Source organism: Streptomyces sp. NPDC016459, from assembly GCF_040632845.1.
GTDB lineage: Bacteria > Actinomycetota > Actinomycetes > Streptomycetales > Streptomycetaceae > Streptomyces.
In genome coordinates this window covers 38,044-55,049 of sequence record NZ_JBEYCR010000019.1, presented here as the reverse complement: position 1 = coordinate 55,049, position 17,006 = coordinate 38,044, and the positions used below count along the sequence as shown (strand labels likewise).

The 17,006-nt window shown below is 74.6% G+C and carries 13 protein-coding genes and 2 pseudogenes; 9 read left to right on the top strand and 6 right to left on the bottom strand.

Annotated features, from left to right (window positions below):
- Positions 1-22 precede the first annotated feature (22 nt).
- The 5 genes and pseudogenes from ABZ567_RS29230 to ABZ567_RS29210 all read right to left on the bottom strand — a co-directional run bounded on the left by ABZ567_RS29230 (position 23) and on the right by ABZ567_RS29210 (position 6,607).
- Positions 23-1,297 (bottom strand): cation:proton antiporter, encoded by a 1,275-nt coding sequence (locus ABZ567_RS29230; protein ID WP_360795481.1) that lies wholly within the window; start codon positions 1,295-1,297, stop codon positions 23-25.
- 126 nt (positions 1,298-1,423) lie between these two features.
- Complete coding sequence (locus tag ABZ567_RS29225) at positions 1,424-2,437, bottom strand: DUF5914 domain-containing protein (protein ID WP_360795410.1); 1,014 nt, start codon at positions 2,435-2,437, stop codon at positions 1,424-1,426.
- A gap of 242 nt (positions 2,438-2,679) precedes the next feature.
- Positions 2,680-3,618: pseudogene (locus ABZ567_RS29220) on the bottom strand (phytoene/squalene synthase family protein); the annotation flags it as partial.
- Positions 3,615-5,135: a phytoene desaturase gene (locus tag ABZ567_RS29215; RefSeq protein WP_360795408.1), complete on the bottom strand. Its 1,521-nt coding sequence runs from the start codon at positions 5,133-5,135 to the stop codon at positions 3,615-3,617. The pseudogene ABZ567_RS29220 and the gene ABZ567_RS29215, both read right to left, overlap by 4 nt.
- Positions 5,132-6,607: a polyprenyl synthetase family protein gene (locus ABZ567_RS29210; RefSeq protein WP_360795406.1), complete on the bottom strand. Its 1,476-nt coding sequence runs from the start codon at positions 6,605-6,607 to the stop codon at positions 5,132-5,134. The genes ABZ567_RS29215 and ABZ567_RS29210 overlap by 4 nt, the downstream gene beginning before the upstream one ends.
- 218 nt (positions 6,608-6,825) lie before the next feature.
- Here ABZ567_RS29210 and ABZ567_RS29205 point away from each other — a divergent pair, with 218 nt between their 5' ends.
- The 9 genes from ABZ567_RS29205 (at position 6,826) to ABZ567_RS29165 (ending at position 16,541) form a co-directional block, all read left to right on the top strand.
- Positions 6,826-8,022, top strand: coding sequence for a lycopene cyclase family protein (locus tag ABZ567_RS29205; RefSeq protein WP_360795403.1), 1,197 nt, complete (start codon positions 6,826-6,828; stop codon positions 8,020-8,022).
- Between the two features lie 60 nt (positions 8,023-8,082).
- Positions 8,083-8,802, top strand: a complete 720-nt coding sequence (locus ABZ567_RS29200; protein WP_360795400.1) for a class I SAM-dependent methyltransferase — start codon at positions 8,083-8,085, stop codon at positions 8,800-8,802.
- Positions 8,799-10,355, top strand: coding sequence for an FAD-dependent oxidoreductase (locus tag ABZ567_RS29195; protein ID WP_360795396.1), 1,557 nt, complete (start codon positions 8,799-8,801; stop codon positions 10,353-10,355). The genes ABZ567_RS29200 and ABZ567_RS29195 overlap by 4 nt, the downstream gene beginning before the upstream one ends.
- Positions 10,356-10,491: 136 nt before the next feature.
- The gene (locus ABZ567_RS29190) at positions 10,492-11,778 is read left to right on the top strand and encodes an NAD(P)/FAD-dependent oxidoreductase (RefSeq protein WP_360795393.1); all 1,287 of its coding nucleotides are present in this window, start codon (positions 10,492-10,494) and stop codon (positions 11,776-11,778) included.
- Positions 11,769-12,419, top strand: coding sequence for an SDR family oxidoreductase (locus ABZ567_RS29185; protein ID WP_360795390.1), 651 nt, complete (start codon positions 11,769-11,771; stop codon positions 12,417-12,419). The genes ABZ567_RS29190 and ABZ567_RS29185 overlap by 10 nt, the downstream gene beginning before the upstream one ends.
- 131 nt (positions 12,420-12,550) lie before the next feature.
- Positions 12,551-13,294 carry an FCD domain-containing protein gene (locus ABZ567_RS29180; protein ID WP_360795387.1) on the top strand — a complete coding sequence of 248 codons (744 nt, stop codon included), beginning with the start codon at positions 12,551-12,553 and terminating at the stop codon, positions 13,292-13,294.
- A 120-nt stretch (positions 13,295-13,414) separates the two neighbouring features.
- Complete coding sequence (locus ABZ567_RS29175; RefSeq protein WP_360795384.1) at positions 13,415-14,182, top strand: (Fe-S)-binding protein; 768 nt, start codon at positions 13,415-13,417, stop codon at positions 14,180-14,182.
- Positions 14,179-15,915, top strand: coding sequence for a lactate utilization protein B (locus ABZ567_RS29170; protein WP_360795382.1), 1,737 nt, complete (start codon positions 14,179-14,181; stop codon positions 15,913-15,915). Before ABZ567_RS29175 ends, ABZ567_RS29170 begins: the two co-directional genes overlap by 4 nt.
- Positions 15,912-16,541, top strand: coding sequence for an LUD domain-containing protein (locus ABZ567_RS29165; protein ID WP_360795379.1), 630 nt, complete (start codon positions 15,912-15,914; stop codon positions 16,539-16,541). The genes ABZ567_RS29170 and ABZ567_RS29165 overlap by 4 nt, the downstream gene beginning before the upstream one ends.
- A gap of 19 nt (positions 16,542-16,560) precedes the next feature.
- Here the strand turns inward: ABZ567_RS29165 and ABZ567_RS29160 are convergent.
- A pseudogene (locus ABZ567_RS29160) lies at positions 16,561-16,815 on the bottom strand (ATP-binding protein); the annotation flags it as partial.
- Positions 16,816-17,006: the final 191 nt, after the last annotated feature.

Below are 17,006 nucleotides of genomic sequence, written 5' to 3'. Positions count from 1 at the left end.
GGCTTCGGCCCCGTCCAGGGCCTCAGGGTGGGGAGGGCGAGGAGCGGCGCAGCCGGTCGAGTCGTCGGATGATCGGCGTCGCGGCGGCCCCGTGGACGACCACGGACAGCAGTACGGTGAAGGCCACCACGGACCAGAGCTGCCGCGCGTGCGCCTCGAAGGCCTCGGTGTGCCCGAGGGCGTACGCGAGGTAGAACAGCGAGCCGATGCCACGGATGCCGAAGAAGGCGGTGACCGCCTTCTCCCTCGGCCCCGCCGCGAAACCGATCAGGCCGAGCCACCCCGCGGCCGGCCTGACGACGAGGACGAGCAGGACGCCGACGAGGGCTCCCTGCCAGGTCAGGGCCTGCAGGCCGGAGGCGACGAGGTAGCCCCCGAGGAGGAAGAGCAGACACACGGTCAGGAGCCGCTCGATCTGTTCGGTGAACTCGTGCAGCACCCGGTGGTAGCCGTGGCTCCGTTCGGCCGCGCGGATGGTGCAGGCCGTCACGAACACGGCGAGGAAGCCGTAGCCGTGGAGAAGCTCGGCCGCTCCGTACGCCACGAACGTCGCGCCCAGGGCGACGAACCCCTCCATGTGTTCCGATAGACGCAGCGCGTTCGACTGCGCGCGGAAGAACATCATGCCCAGCAGACGTCCGGCCACGAGCCCCATCGCCACGCCGACCGCGATCTTGCCCAGGACGTCGACGAGCAGCCATCGTCCGATCCAGTCCGCCGACCATCCGTCGCCGGCCGCCGTCGCGAGCGCGAGGGCGGCCAGGACGAACGGGAAGGCCAGTCCGTCGTTCAGCCCGGCTTCCGCGGTGAGGGTGAAGCGGACCTCGTCCTCGTCGTTCTCCGCGTCCGTGGGCTCTCCCACGCGCACCTCCGCCGCCAGCACGGGATCCGTCGGCGCGAGCACCGCGGCGACGAGCAGGGCGAGCGCGGGCGGCCAGTCCAGCAGGAGTGCGGCGAGAAGCGCCGTCCCGGCGATGGTCAGCGGCAGGCTGAGGCCGAGCAGGCGCCAGGGTCCGCCCCACGCGCGGAGCCCGAAAGGCCGGTTGAGAGCGAGGCCGGCTCCCATCAGCGACACGATCACGCACAGTTCGGTCACGTGCTCGACCCAGAGCCGGTCGCGCACCGGGTCCACCGTGGGCACGGGCAGGGGCAGCGCCGCCACGAGGACGCCGGCGGCGAGGAAGACCATCGGCGTGGAGAAGGGCCGCTTGAACACGAGCCTCGGCACGACGGCCGCGCCGAGCGCTCCCAGGCCCACAGCGAGGTAGACGGTGTCGGAGAGGATCACTCGGCCCATCCTGTCCGAAAAGGTCGCTTCCATGCGTGCGACGGTCGTCGCCGCGCCCGGCGGGTGGAGCCGATCGGCCGTCCGCCCCCTCGCTTCCGTCGGCCGGCCGGTCGTGCCGCCGCCGGCCCGCCGGGCTCACCCCGGGAACCGGCCCGCCGAACGCAGCTGCCAGCGCCGTTCGGCATACGCCAGGTCGTCCCGCCACAGCCGGGCCGCCGCCGTACGCATCACCGGGCGCAGGAGCGGGGCGGCCCGGCGTACGAACCCGAAACCGGGGCGGTCGGACGCGGCCACCACGGCCTCGGTCACCGCCGTGCGCGGACGGCCCCGGTCGTCAGGCCCGAGGGGGGTCGCATGGGTCTCCACCACCGAGCCCACGCCCTCCCCCTCGGTGATGCGCATGACGACCGTGCGCGGCTCGGGGGCGGTGAACTCGGCCCGGACGGGCACCACGAACCGCCCCACCACCTTGAAGGAGACGTCGACGGTGAAGCGGTCGTCGGTGTCGTGGTCGTCCGGTGAGCCGACCACCGTCAGGTCCACGAACGAGTACGGGTGGAACCACGCCCCGTGCCACGGGTCCAGACGATTGGCCACGACGTCCTCGGGTTCGCAGACGCCGGTCCCCTCGTACACGGCCGTCACCCCGCGCGCGGGCGTCGGACGGACCGGTACGACCGGGGCGTCCAGGGGCTCCTCCCCGCCGACCTCGTCGAGCCGCACCCAGACGAGGACACCGTCGTCGTGGGCGGGCAGGGGGTCCCAGCCCGCGAACGAGGCCCCGTCGAGAGCCAGTCCGTGCCAGTGGCACACCAGCGTCCCGCAGCGGACCGGGCTGTCCGCCAACGGCGCCCCGAGGTGGGGGCAGACCCCCGGCCCGGCGAGCAGCCGTCCGTCGGCGCCGCGCCAGACCACCACCTCGCGGCCCGCGACCGTCCGGGCCAGGGGCCGGTCGCCGCGCAGGGCGGCCGAGGCCCCCACGACGTACCAGTTTCCGGACGGCCTGGCCTGCGCACGCTTCAGCGCCTCCGCGATGAGGCCCGGCCTGGCGTCCCGCCAGGTGGGGCGCTGCCGGTCCCACGGGACGGGCCCGCGGCGCAGCGACAGGGGAAGGCGGGGGCGTCGTCGTGCGGACGGTTCGCGCTTCACACGACCTCCTCGGAGACCGGCCGGGCCGGTGTGGCGGGCGATGCGGGGCGGGCCGGAGGCCGAACCGGCGCGGGTTCGGGCGGTGTGGGCCGCGCAGGTGTACGTACCGTCGCCGGTTCGGGCGGTGTCGGGCGTGTGGACGTACGTACCGCCGTGGATTCGGGGGGCGTTGGGCGGGTGGGCGTACCTACCGTCGCCGGTTCGGGGGGCGTCGGGCGGGTGGGCGTCCCTGGCGGGGCGGACCGGCTCCGGTGGCGCAGTCTGGCCGCGAGCACCCGGACGAGGCCGTCCGCCGCGACCGCCGCACGCTCCCGGCGGGGCACCACGGCGCGGCGGTGCAGCACGGCGTAGCCGTCCCTCGCGACGGCGTCGAGGATGCGCCCGTACAGGATGAACGCGGTGCGGACGCAGGGGCGGGACACGGGATCGAGCATGGCGAGTCCGGGTTCCGCCTCGCGGTAGACACGGCGGGTCAGTGCCTCGAACTCCCGCAGCGCGGCCAGGACGCGCCGGTCCTCGCGGCCCGTGTCACGGCACCGGCGCAACACCTCCCTGTCGACACCGTGCCCGGCCAGCAGGTCGGCGGGCAGGTAGATCCGCCCCCGGTCGAGGTCCTCGCCGACGTCCCGCAGGAAGTTGGTCAGCTGGAACGCCACCCCGAGGTCCGCCGCGTGCGGCTCGGCCTCCTCGCGCGGCACCACCGTGCCGAGGACCGGCAGCATCTGCAGACCGATCACGGCGGCCGAGCCGTGCATGTAGGCGCGCAGGTCCGCGTAGGTGGGGTAGTCCGTGACGTCCAGGTCGGACCTCATCGCTGTCATGAAGTCCTGGAAGTGGGCGTGCTCGATGGCGTAGCGGCGCGCGGTGTCGGCCAGGGCCAGCACCACCGGTTCGTCACCACTCTCCTGCCGCAGCCCGTCGTCGAGGCGCCGCTGGAGCGCCGCGAGCCGCGCACCGCGCAGGCCGTCGTCCGTGCCCGGTTCCGGCGTGTCGACGATGTCGTCGGCCCACCGGGCGAACCCGTACAGGGCGTGCACGGCGGGCCTGCGGTCGGCCGGCAGCAGACGGGTGGCCAGGAAGTACGTCTTCCCGTGCGCCGCGTTCAGCTCACGGCACCGGCGGTACGCCGCCCGCAGCACCGGGTCGGTGATGCCCGCGGCGTCGAGTTCGCGTGCGGTCATCGTGCCGCCCCCCCGGTGCGGGCGGAGAGCCGCCGGGCGCCGCCGGTGATCCGGGCCGCCGCCAGCTTCCCCGACACCAGCGCGGTCGGGACGCCCACGCCGGGGGTGGTGCCGCAGCCGGCAAGGACGGCGTTCTCCGTGCCCCGTACGAGGTTGCGGGGCCGGAACGGACCCGTCTGCGGAAAGGTGTGGGCCACCGAGAAGGGGGTGCCCGCCGCGTGACCCTGGCCCAGCCAATCGGCCGGGGTGACGAGGGACTCGTCCTCGATGGCCGCCTCGATGCCGTCGAGACCGCGCCGCTCCAACTCGCGCAACAGCTCCGCCCGGTAGCGCGGGCCGAGCTCGCCCCAGGCGGAGGCGCCCGGTCCGATGTCGGTGTTGGGGCAGGGAGCGAGGATGTAGTGCAGATGACGGCCCGGTGGGGCGAGGCCGGGGTCGGTCGCGGTGGGCCGGGTGATGAGCAGGGACGGGTCGCTCATCAGCCGCCCCTGGCGGGTGAGTTCGTCGAACGTGGTCCGCCAGGCGGCGCCGAACGAGATCGTGTGATGGGCCAGCTGCGGCCAGGTGCGGTCCGTGCCGGCGTGCAGCACGACGGCGGAGGGGGAGTGCCGCAGCCTGACCGGCCGGCGGGGGGTGCGGCCGAGGAGCCGGTAGGTGACGGGCAGGTCCGGCGTGAGGACGACCGCGTCGCAGGGGATGCGGTCGCGCGCGGTGACGACGGCGGTGACGCGCCCGCCCGACCGTTCCAGCCGGGTCACCCGCTCGCCGAACCGCAGCTCCGCGCCCGCGTCCTCGGCGGCGTCGGCCATGGCCTGCGGCAGGGCGTGCATGCCGCCGCGCGGGAAGTACACCCCGGCGACCGTGTCCATGTACGCGATGACCGCGTAGGCGGCGAGCGCGCGGGCCGGCGGCACACCCGCGTACAGGGCCTGGAAGGAGAAGACCCGTTGCAGGCGCTCGTCCTTCAAGAAGGCGCGGATGCGGCGGTCGAGGCGTCCGAAGCCGCCGAGCGCCGCGAGGCGGGCCAGGTCTCCGGTCAGCAGGTCGAGGGGGGAGTCGAAGTTCGCGTCGATGAAGCGGTTCATCTGGGCCCGGTAGAGCTGCTCCAGCCAGGCCCGCAGCCGCCGGTAGCCCGCCGCCTCACGGGCCCCGGCGAACCGCTCCACCTCCGCGGCCATCGCCTCGCCCTCGGTGTGCACGTCCAAGGTGCTGCCGTCCGCGAACGACGCCCGGTAGGCCGGGTGCAGCGGGATCAGGTCGACCCGCTTGTACAGACTGTCGCCGACGGCCGCGAAGGCCTCGTCGGCGATGTCGGGCATCGTCAGCACGGTCGGGCCGGTGTCGATCAGGTACCCGCCCAGCTGCAGCCGTCCCGCCCGGCCGCCGGGCAGGGCGTCCCGCTCGACGACCGTGACCCGACGCCCCGATCCCAGCAGATGGAGGGCCGCCGACAGACCGGCGAGACCCGCTCCGACGACCACCACATGGTCCGTACGGCCGGACAGCGTGCGCGTCATCGACGGACCTCCGTCGCTCGGGCGGCCAGGGGCACGGACGCGCCGGAACCGACGGTCGCTTCAAGCGGGCCGTCCGCGGCGCGGGACGCGGTCGCTTCGGGCGGGCCGTCCGCAGTCTGGAAGGTGGTCGCCTCGGGCGGGCCGTCCGTGGTGCGGGAGGCCGTTGCTCCGGGCGGGCCGTGCGTGGTGCGGGAGGCGGTCGCTCCAAACGGGCCGTCCGCGGCGCGGGGCGCGGTCGCCTCGGTCAGCAGTCCGCGCAGCCGGCCCCTGGCCTCCGGGTCGAGGGCGGTGCCGTCGAAGTGGCGCAGTCCCTGCGCCGACAGGCGGTCGATCTTCGACTCGACCGCCGCCCTGGCGCCCGTACGCGCCAGGACGTCCCGTACCTCGTCGAGCCCGGCCGGAGTCAGGCCCTCGTCGCCGAGCGCCCGTTCGAGCACCGTCAGGGCGGGCCGGTCGCCCGTGGCCTCGGCGCGTGCCACCGCAAGGGCGACCAGGTACGTCGGCTTTCCCTCGCGGATGTCCCCGCCGCAGCTCTTGCCGGTGCGCCGGGGGTCGCCGAAGACGTCGTCGAGGTCGTCGCGCAGTTGGAAGGCCATGCCCACCCGGCGTCCCGCCGCGCACAGTGCCCGTATGGTGCGGCCGTCCGCGCCCGCCACCGCCGCGCCGAGCGCGAGGGGGCGCTCGACCGAGTACAGCGCGCTCTTGAGGCACGCGGCGCGCAGGGCACGCGGCTGGGAGCGCGACCCGGTCAGCTGGCCGTGGAGGTCGAGGAACTGACCCGCCACCATCTCCGTGCGCATGTCGCTCCACAGTCGGCGCACCACGGTCGCCGTCCACCGGTCGAGCGGCGTCTCGGCCACCACGTCGTCCGCCCATACGAGCGCCAGATCCCCGGCCAGGATCGCGGCCGCCTCCCCGAAGCGGGCGACGCGGGCGGGCGACGCGGCACCGTCGTAGCGGTCGCGCACGTCCGTGTGCAGCGCCGGACGTCCGCGACGCAGCGTCGAGCCGTCCATCACGTCGTCGTGGACGAGGGCGCAGGTCTGGAGCAGTTCGAGCGCCGCCCCGACGCGCAGGGCCGCCGTGGCCTTCGGCCCGTCGACTCCGCCGCAGGCGCGCATCGACCACCAGACGAGCTGCGACCGGGTGCGCTTGCCGCCGTCCTGGGTGAAGCGGGTGACCCGCTCGGCCAGGTCCCGCGCGAAGAGGGTGTCCAGGGCGCCGGCCCGGGTGAGCCGGTCGGCGAGCACCTGATCGAGGACGTGCCCGACCGCCGCGGCCACGTCCGCGTCGACGGCGGCGGGTTCGACCTCCTGGACGGCGACGCCGTGCGGGGGATCCGTGCTGTGGGCCCCGCCGGCGACCGCACGGCCCGGACGCCTTCGCCGCGGCGAGGACCCCGACGGGGCCACCAGGCGGGGGAGGGGCGACGGCGTGGCCGCGGGGTGGTCCTTCGCCTGGGTCGGGCGCATCCCGGTTCCTCTCGTCGTGGCATCGATCGTTCTTTGCGCGTCTTCCGTCCCTTCCCGTGATACGGATGCGGTGCGGATCGGGTACCCGAAATGAGCGGTAATGCCCTCATGTGGACGCACCTGTCCGAGTGGCGGCCTTCCCTGACCGCATCCGGATCCACGCCGACGGGGGAACCCCTACGGGTGGTGGACAGCAGATCCGGGAGGGAGGAAGCCGCGTGCTGAAGGCTGATGTGGTGGACGTGGCGGTCATCGGAGCGGGAGCCGCCGGGTTGTCCCTGGCCCACCGGCTGAACGGACACCTGCCCGGAGCCAGGACTCCGTCGGTGGTCCTCGTCGACGCCCCGCCCGGCCCGCTGCGGCCGCCCCCGCGCACCTGGTGCTTCTGGGAGACGGGACACGGCCGCTTCGACGCCGCGGTGCGAGCGGAATGGCACCGCCTGCGGGTGCGGCCGCCGGTCGGCCGGCCGATCGAGGGGGACATCGCGCCCCTGCGGTACAAGATGATCCGCTCCGACGACTTCGAGTCCCTGGTCGCCCGGGACCTCGCTCGCGGCCCCAACGTCCGTCGCCTGGAGGCGACCGTGGACACCGTGGAGGAGTTTCCCTCCGGGGCCCGTGTGCTGATGACCCGGCCCGACGGCCGTCCCCACGCCCTGGAGGCCCGCTGGGTGTTCGACTCGCGGCCCCTCGGCAGCCTCCCGGCCGCCCGCACCACCCTGCTCCAGCACTTCCACGGCTGGTTCGTGCGCACCGAGCGACCCGTCTTCGACGCCGGGACCGCGGAACTGATGGACTTCCGCACCCCCCAGCCCGCCGACGGGCTCTCCTTCGGCTACGTCCTGCCCACCGGCCCGCGCGAAGCCCTCGTGGAGTACACGGAGTTCTCCCCGCGCCTCCTGACGGCGATCGGCTACGAGGCGGCGGTACGGCACTACGCCGACGACGTCCTGGGCCTCGGTGACCTGGAGACCGTCGCGACGGAGACCGGCGTGATCCCCATGACGGACGCCCCGATGCCGCGACGGGTCGGCGCCTCGGTGTTCAGGATCGGCGCCGCGGGCGGTGCGACCCGCCCGTCCACCGGATACGCCTTCGCCGCACTCCAGCGCCAGACCCGGTCAGTCGCCACCGCGCTGCGGCAAGGGCGCGTACCGGTGCCGCCGGCCGCCCACTCCCCGCGGGCCCGCGCCATGGACGCCGTACTCCTGCGCGCCCTCGACAGCGGCCGCGTCGACGGCCCCGCCCTGTTCACCCGGCTGTTCGCCCGCGTCCCGACGGGTCGGCTGCTGCGCTTCCTCGACGGGCGCACGAACCTCTTCGAGGACCTCTCCGTCGGCCGGCACACCCCGGTCGGCCCCATGCTGCGCACCGTCGTCGAGCTGCCCGGACTGCCACGACGCCCCTTCGGCTGACCCGCCGTTCCCGCACTTCCCTCGGCCACCCCGCCCGTTCCCACCCGCTCTGGAGACCGTATGACCCTGCTGCGCGACGAGGACCTCGCCGCCGCCTTCGACCACGCGTCCCGCAGTTACGACACGCTGGTCGCCGCGAATCCCGGCTACCACGCGCACCTGCGACGCTCGGTGCGCCGCCTCGGCCTGCCCGGAAGGGGAGAGGGCCTGCGCGTGCTGGACCTCGGCTGCGGCACCGGAGCGTCGACGGCCGCGATCCGGTCCGTCCTCCCGGCCGCCGCCGTCACCGCCGTCGACGCCTCGGCGGGCATGCTGGGGCGGGCCGCCGCCAAGCCGTGGGCGGACGGCGTGCGGTTCGTCCACGCGCCGGCCGAGCGCCTGGCGGACGTGGGGGTCGACGAGCCGTTCGACGCGGTGTTCGCCGCCTACCTGTTCCGTAACGTCTCCGATCCCGACGCCGTCCTCGGCACGGTCCGCGCCGTACTGCGACCGGGCGGACGCCTCGGCGTGCACGAGTACAGCCTCGGCGGTCGCCGCGCCGACCGGGCCGTGTGGACGATGGTGTGCCGAGGCGTCGTTCAGCCCGCCGCCACCCTTCTGGGCGACGGGCCGCTCTACCGCCACCTGTGGCGCAGCGTCGTCGACTTCGACACGGCCGACCGGTTCGCGGGCCGGCTCCGCCAGGCGGGCTTCGACCGGGTCAGGACCCTGCCCCTGCCGGGCTGGCAGACGGGCATCACCCACACGTTCGTGGCCGCGCGCGGGGAGGACCACCGATGACCGTCCCCGCGCACCCCGTGCCCGCCGCGCGCCGCGGCCGGGACCGCCGCGCCCGTGTCCTGCCTGCGCGGCCGGGCGCGGTCCGTGCCCACGGCCGGCCCTCGGCAGCCGTGGTCGGCGCCGGGATCGCCGGACTCGCCGCCGCCACCGCGCTGGCCGAGCGGGGCGTGACGGTGACGGTGTACGAGCGGGAGCCCTACGTCGGCGGCCGGGTGGGCGGCTGGGGCACCCGGCTGCGTGACGGCAGCGCCGTGACCATGAGCCGCGGCTTCCACGCGTTCTTCCGGCAGTACTACAACCTGCGGGGTCTGCTGCGCCGAACCGACCCCGCCCTGGCCCGTCTCCGGGGACTGCCCGACTACCCGCTGCTGCACGCCGACGGGCTGCGCGACAGCTTCCGGCACGTGCCGCGCACCCCGCCGTGGAGCGCGCTGGGCTTCGTCGCGCTCAGCCCCTCCTTCGGGGTACGGGACCTGCGCGCCATGGACCCGGTCGCGGCTCTGCCGCTGCTCGACGTCCGCGTGCCCGAGGTGTACCACCGCCTCGACTCCCTCAGCGCCTACGACTTCCTGGAAGCCGTCCGCTTCCCGGAACGCGCCCGACACCTGGCCTTCGAGGTCTTCTCCCGGAGCTTCTTCGCCGACCCGCGGCAGCTTTCGGCGGCCGAGATGGCGCTGATGTTCCACATCTACTTCCTCGGCTCCGCCGAGGGCCTGCTGTTCGACGTGCCCCGCTCCCCCTTCCCGACGGCCCTGTGGGACCCCCTCGTCGGGTACCTGCGGGAGCACTCCGCCGAGGTGCGCACCGAGAGCCCCGTCGAGCACGTCGCCCCCGCACGGGACGGTGGGTTCGAGATCGCCGGGGATCACGGCGAGCGCCGGTACGACGCGGTGGTCCTCGCCCTGGACGCGGCAGGCCTGCGGTCCCTCGTCTCCCGCTCGGAGCGGCTGGGAGACCCGGGCTGGCGGGAGCGCGTCGCGCGCCTGCGCACGGCACCGCCCTTCCTGGTCACCCGGCTGTGGCTGGACCGGCCGGTCACCTCCGACCGCCCCGGCTTCCTCGGCACCAGCGGCTTCGGCGGCCTCGACAACATCAGCGTCCTGGACCGCTGGGAGGACGAGGCGGCCCGCTGGGCGGCGCGCACCGGAGGATCCGTCGTCGAACTCCACGCCTACGCCGTCGACCCGCGCGCGGACCACGCCACGGAACAGCGGCGCCTCGTCGAACAGCTCCACCGCGTCTACCCGGAGACCCGTACGGCCACGGTCGTCGACGTCCGCCACGAGTGGCGGGAGGACTGCCCGCTGTTCCCCGTGGGCGGGTATGCCGACCGGCCCACCGTACGCACCCCGGACCCCGGCCTGGTGGTGGCGGGTGACGTCGTGCGCACCGACCTGCCGGTCGCACTGATGGAACGGGCGGCCACGACCGGCTTCCTGGCCGCGAACGCGCTCCTGGAACGGTGGGGCGTACGCGGACAGACCCTGTGGACGGTGCCGGACCGGGGCCGTGCCGCCGTCCTGCGGAAGGCGGCCGCGTGGGCGGGACGCTGAGGCCCGACGCCGCACGCGGTGCCCAGGGGGACGGGCGGCGCTCCACGGGGCGGGCGGTGCCGCATCCGGGGCCGGGCGACGCGGAGAACACGGGAACGAGCGGCGAGCCGTACCGACGGACGGGAGAGGTGGTCATGTGTCCGCAGCCCAGGGCGTGACGGACGTGCTGGTGGTCGGGGCCGGTGTCGCGGGACTCGCCTGCGCCCGGGACCTGCTGGCCGCCGGTCTCGACGTACGCGTGGTGGAAGCCGGTGACGAGGTCGGCGGCCGCATGCGCTCGGACCGGGTCGAGGGCTTCGTGGTGGACCGGGGGTTCCAGGTCTTCAACACGTCCTACCCCCAGGTCAGGCGCCGCCTGGCCCTCAGGGACCTGCGACTGCGGCCCTTCACCCCCGGTGTCCTCATCCACGGCCCGGCGGGCCGACTCCGCTTCAGCGACCCGACCCGCCGCCCGCGCACGCTGCCCGACCTGCTGCCGGGCCGCCTCGCCGGGACCCGCGACCTGGCCGCCCTCGCCGTGCTGTCCGCCCGGGACATGCTGGCGCCTCCCGGTCGCCGCAAGCGGCGCGCGGACACCACCACCCGCACCGCGCTCGCGGACGCGGGGATCTCCGACGCGTTCGTCGAGAGGTTCTTCCGCCCCTTCCTGTCGGGGGTCTTCCTCGAAGAGGACCTGGAGACCTCCGCCCGTGTGTTCCACCTGGTGTGGCGGAGCATGCTGCGCGGCACCCTGTGCCTGCCCACCTCAGGTGTCGGAGCGGTCCCGCGGGCGCTCGCCGCCGCCCTGCCCCACGGCGCCGTCTCCCTGGAGAGTCCTGTGGCGGGGCTCACGGACGAGGGCGCGCTGACGGCCGGGGGCCGGGAGATCCCCGCACGCGCCGTCGTCGTCGCCACCGGCCCCGGGCCCGTCATGACCCTGCTTCCCGGCGTCGACCTGCCCGGATACCGGATCGTGACGACGTACTACCACGTCGCCCCGCGCTCTCCCCTCGATGAGCCGACGCTGCTCGTCGACACCCGGCGCCGCTTCCTCAACACCTGTGTCCTCAGCGACGTCGTGCCCTCCTACGCCCCGCCCGGCCACGCCCTCGTCGCGACCTCGGTCCTCGGCCGGGACACGCAGGGCCGTGAGCGGGAGGTGCGGGCCGCGCTCGGCGAGGCGTACGGAACCGGTACCGGCGGCTGGGACCTGCTGACCGTCCGTACCGTCGAGGACGCCCTCCCCGCCATGCCGCCGCCGCAGCCGCTGACCCGCACCACGCGAGTGGCGCCCGGCCGGTACGTGTGCGGCGACCACCGCGCCACCGGCTCCGTCCAGGGCGCGCTCGCCTCCGGCGCGCGGGCGGCCCGCGAGGTGCTGCGCGACCTGCGGCGCGGCACCGGCGTCCCGCGCGACGGGACGGGAGGCGCGTCGTGGACGTGAACGGCGCGCGTGTCCTCGTGCCCGGCGGCACCGGTGCCATCGGGTCCGCCCTGGCCGTGCGGCTGCACGGACTCGGGGCCCGGGTCGCCGTGGCGGGCCGCGACCCCGACTCCCTGGCCCGGGTCTCCGCCGCCTGCGGCGACGCGCCGGTCCGCCGCCTCGACGCCTACGACCTGGACGGATGCGCCCGGACGGTCCCCTGGGCGGTCGGCGAACTCGGGGGCCTGGACGCGGTCGTGGTCTGCGTCGGGGTCGCGGGATTCGGTCCGGCCGAGGCGGTCGGCGACGCGGTCGCCGAGCACCTCCTGACGGTCAACGCGCTGGCTCCCATGGCCGTCCTCCGCGCGGCCCTCGGCGCCGTCCCGGCGGGCGGTGTGCTCGCCGCGGTGACCGGCGTCGTCGTGGACGCCGCGCCGGCCGGCATGGCGGACTACGCCGCTTCGAAGGCCGCCCTCGCGACGTGGCTGACCTCGGTCCGCCGTGAACGGCGGCGCGCGGGCACGGCCGTCCTGGACATCCGGTTGCCCCATGTGGAATCGGGCTTCGCGGAACGCGCCGTCTGCGGAGCCCCACCGACGCTGCCGCGTGGACGGACCGTCGACGAGGCGGTGGACCTGATCCTGGACGCGCTGACGCGCTGACGCTCCGTCGCCCTGACGGTCGGCGGAGCCGGGTCGCCGGCCCCCGGGCTGTGGTCGGACCAAAGTTAGGATGGCCTGATCGGGGCGCGGTCCCTCCGCGCCGTGCCCGTTCATCGACAGGGGAGGTACCCGTGACGGCCCAGTGGCGACCCGTGCGGCAGTCGCGGACGCACGAACTCGTGCTGGAGAGCATCGAGCGGCAGGTGCTCGCCGGTGAGCTCAAGGCGGGCGACCGCCTGCCGCCCGAGCGGGAACTGGCCCTGGAGCTGGGCGTGAGCCGGTCCGCACTGCGGGAGGCGCTGCGGGTCCTGGAGACCATCGGCGCGCTGGTCGCGAACGTGGGACGCGGGCCCGACGCGGGCGCGCGGATCGTACGCAACCCGGACGACGCCCTCGGCCGGGTGCTGCGACTCCACCTCGCCCTCGGCAGCTACGGCGTCGACGACGTGCTCGAAGCGCGTGTCGTGCTGGAGCGCTCCAGTTTCGAGGCGGCCTCCCGGTCGGCGTCCGACGCTGACCTGGCCGAGGCGGAGGCGTTGCTCACCCGGATGCGGGACGCCGGTGCGGACGTCGTCACGTACAACGACCTGGACACCGCCTTCCACGTGCTGATCGCCCGCAGTTCGGGCAACCCCCTCGTCTCGACCCTGACCTCCGCCGTACGGGAGTCCGTGCGCGCGCTGATCCTGGAGGCGGAGGAGGCGGCCGAGGACTGGGCCGCGACCGCGGACCGGCTCCATGACGAGCACGTCGAGCTGCTCCGCCTCGTCCGGGCCGGCGAGGGCGCCGCGGCGGCCGACCTGGTGGAGCGGCACATCCGCGGGTTCCACGGCGCGGTCGTCGGTGGGCGGAAGCCCGTGACGCCCGGCGAATGACCGGCGGACGTCCTTCCGTCCGCATCACCTTCTAAGGTCTGACCATATGGTGGGCAGAGGTTGAGGGGTAGCGACGTCCCGAGTAAGGTCGGACCATACTTCGACCGTGGAGGTCCCCCCATGCGCATCGGACTCTTCGCCACCTGTCTGGGAGACACGCTCTTCCCCGACGCGGTGCGGGCGACGGCCCTGCTGCTCACCCGACTCGGCCACGAGCTGGTGTTCCCGCCCGGCCAGACCTGCTGCGGCCAGATGCACATCAACACCGGCTACCAGCGCGAACCGGTCCCCCTGGTCCGCGCCTTCGCCGAGCAGTTCGGCGACCCTCACGTCGAAGCCGTCGTCATGCCCTCCGGTTCGTGCGCCGGAAGCGTGCGCCACCAGCACGCGACCGTCGCGGCTCGGTACGGCGACCCCGCCCTGCGCGCCGGTGTCGCAGCGGTGAAGGACAAGACGTACGAACTGTCCGAGTTCCTGGTCGACGTCACCGGCACCGTGGACGTCGGCGCCCACTTCCCGCACCGCGTCACCTACCACCCGACCTGCCACTCGCTGCGGATGCTCCGCGTGGACGACAAACCGCTGCGCCTCCTGCGGGCCGTCGAGGGCATCGACCTGGTCGAACTGCCCGAGGCGGACGCCTGCTGCGGCTTCGGCGGGACCTTCGCCGTCAAGAACGCCGCGACCTCCTCCGCCATGCTCGCCGACAAGCTCGGCAACGTGGCCTCCACCGGCGCCGCCGTCTGCACCGCCGGGGACTCCTCGTGCCTGATGCACATCGGCGGCGGTCTGTCCCGCATCCGGTCCGGGACCCGCACGCTGCACCTGGCCCAGATCCTGGCCGCCACCCGCACCTCACCGCTCCCCCTGACGGAGGCCGCCCGATGAGCAGCACGTTCCTGGGCATGCCCGCCGTCCCGCCCCGATCCCCGTACGGCGAAGGCAACCTGAGGGGCGATCTGGCGTTCCCGAAGGCGGCCGCCGCCGAACTGGGCAACGCTCAGCTGCGCTCCAACCTCCACAAGGCGACGCACACCATCCGCGCCAAGCGCCTGGCCGTCACCGCGGAGGTGCCCGACTGGGAGGAGCTGCGCTCCGCCGGCGCGGCGATCAAGACCGACACCATGAACCGGCTGCCCGAACTGCTCGAACAGCTGGAGGCGAAGGTCACCGAGGCCGGCGGCACGGTGCACTGGGCCCGGGACGCGGCGGAGGCGAACGAGATCGTCACCCGGCTCGTCACCGCCACCGGAAACCGCGAGGTCATCAAGGTCAAGTCGATGGCGACGCAGGAGATCGGCCTCAACGAACACCTGGAGAGCCACGGCGTCACCGCCCACGAGACCGACCTCGCCGAGTTGATCGTGCAGCTCGCCGACGACCGGCCCTCGCACATCCTGGTGCCCGCGATCCACCGCAACCGCGAGGAGATCCGCCGGATCTTCCTCACGAAGATCCCGGGCGTCGACCCGGATCTGAGCTCCGTGCCCGCGGAACTGGCCGCCGCCGCCCGCGCCTACCTCCGCGAGAAGTTCCTGACCGTCCCCGTCGCCGTCTCCGGCGCCAACTTCGGGATCGCCGAGACGGGCACGCTCTGCGTCGTCGAGTCCGAGGGCAACGGCCGGATGTGCCTGACCCTGCCGCGCATCCTGATCACCGTCATGGGCATCGAGAAGGTCCTGCCGCGCTACGCCGACCTGGAGGTCTTCCTCCAACTGCTGCCGCGCTCCTCCACCGGGGAACGCATGAACCCCTACACCTCGCTGTGGACGGGCGTCACACCGGGCGACGGCCCGCAGGAGTTCCACCTGGTCCTGCTCGACAACGGACGCACCGCCGCACTCGCCGACGCCGTCGGCCGACAGGCCCTGAACTGCATCCGCTGCTCCGCCTGCCTGAACGTCTGCCCGGTGTACGAGCGGGTCGGCGGCCACGCCTACGGGTCGACCTACCCCGGCCCGATCGGCGCCGTGCTCACTCCGCAGCTCGCCGGCATGCACGCCGCGAAGAACGATCCCAACTCCTCGCTGCCCTACGCCTCCACGCTCTGCGGCGCCTGCTACGACGCCTGCCCCGTGAAGATCGACATCCCGTCGCTCCTCGTGGAGCTGCGCCACCAGGACACCGAGCAGACCGGCCGGAGCGCCGAGCGGCTCGCCATGCGGGCCGCAGCCGCCGTCATGGGCCGCCCGAAGCTGTACACGGCCGCGCAGAAGGCCGCGCGGCTCGGCCGGATCGCCGCCGGACGGGACGGCACGATCTCGCACCTTCCGCCACCCCTGCGGGGCTGGAGCGACAGCCGCGACACCCCGGCCCCGCCCCGGCAGACCTTCCGCGAGTGGTACGCCTCCGAGGAAGGCCGGCGCGCCCTCGCCGACGCGGCCCCGAGTACCGGCGCGGACCCGAGTACGCGTACGGACCCGAGTACGCGTACGGACCCGAGTACGCGTACGGACGCAATCCCCGGCGCCGCCCCAGCCCCCGCCCCCGCCCCCGGCGCCGACTCCGCCCCCAGTGCGGACGCCGCCCCGAGTATCGACCCCGCTCCGAGTACCGGCCACGCCCCCAGTACCGACTCCGCCCCGAGGCGCCGCGGCGGCAATTCCCAGGAGGACCGATGACCGCCCGCGAGACCGTGCTAGGCCGCGTGCGTGACGCGCTGGCGCTCGCCCCGCAGCCTGTGGCCACGGTGGATCGTGCCTACCGGCGGGGCCGTGACCTCCCGGACGCCGAGCGGCTCGCGCTGTTCACGGACCGGCTCGTCGACTACAGGGCGCGAGTGAGGACCTGTAAGGCGGCGGAGACCGCGGCGGCCCTCGCGGACGTCCTCGCCGGTCTCGGCGCCCGGCGCGTCGGCGTGCCCGCGGGCCTCGACCGGTCCTGGCTCGCGGACTGGGACGGCGTCGTGGAGGAGGACGGCGCCGACGTGCCCGCGCCGGACCTGGCCATGCTCGACGCGGTGGTGACGTCCTCGGCGGTGAGCTGCGCCGAGACCGGGACGATCTTCCTCGACGGCTCGGCCGACCAGGGGCGCCGGGCGCTGTCCCTCGTCCCCGACGTCCACGTGTGCGTGGTCGACCTCTCCTCCGTCGCCGTCGGGGTCCCCGAGGCCCTGGCCCGGCTGGTCCCCGAACGGCCGACGACCCTGATCAGCGGGCCGTCCGCGACGTCGGACATCGAACTGGAGCGGGTGGAGGGCGTTCACGGCCCGCGCACGCTCGTGGTGGTCGTCCGCACGGAGTCATGACGGGGGCGGCTCCGGGGGGTCAGGGGCCGGGGCGGGGCGGGAGTGACGGGGCGAGGGCCTGCTCCGTCCAGATCGTCTTGCCGCGCGGCCCGTAGCGGCAGCCCCAGCGGGTCGACAGCTGGGCGACGAGGAAGAGGCCACGGCCCTCCTCCTCGGTGTTCAGCGCGCGGCGCAGTCGGGGCTGGGTGTTGCTGGGGTCGGACACCTCGCAGACCAGGACGCGGTCGCGGATCAGGCGCAGGACGATGGGACCGCCGGCGTGGCGCAGGGCGTCGTAAGCGGCGTTGGCGCGGACGACCCGCAGGTCCATGTCGAGTTCGGCGACGGCGATGCCGTCCTGGCTCAGGACGGCGCGGGCGAAGGCGGTGTCCTGGTCCCAGCCCGCCGGGCCGTCGCGGCGGCCCGTCACGACGAGGGTTCCGCCCCGCGCGGTGTCGGAGCGCGCCGTGAGCACGTCCACCCGGG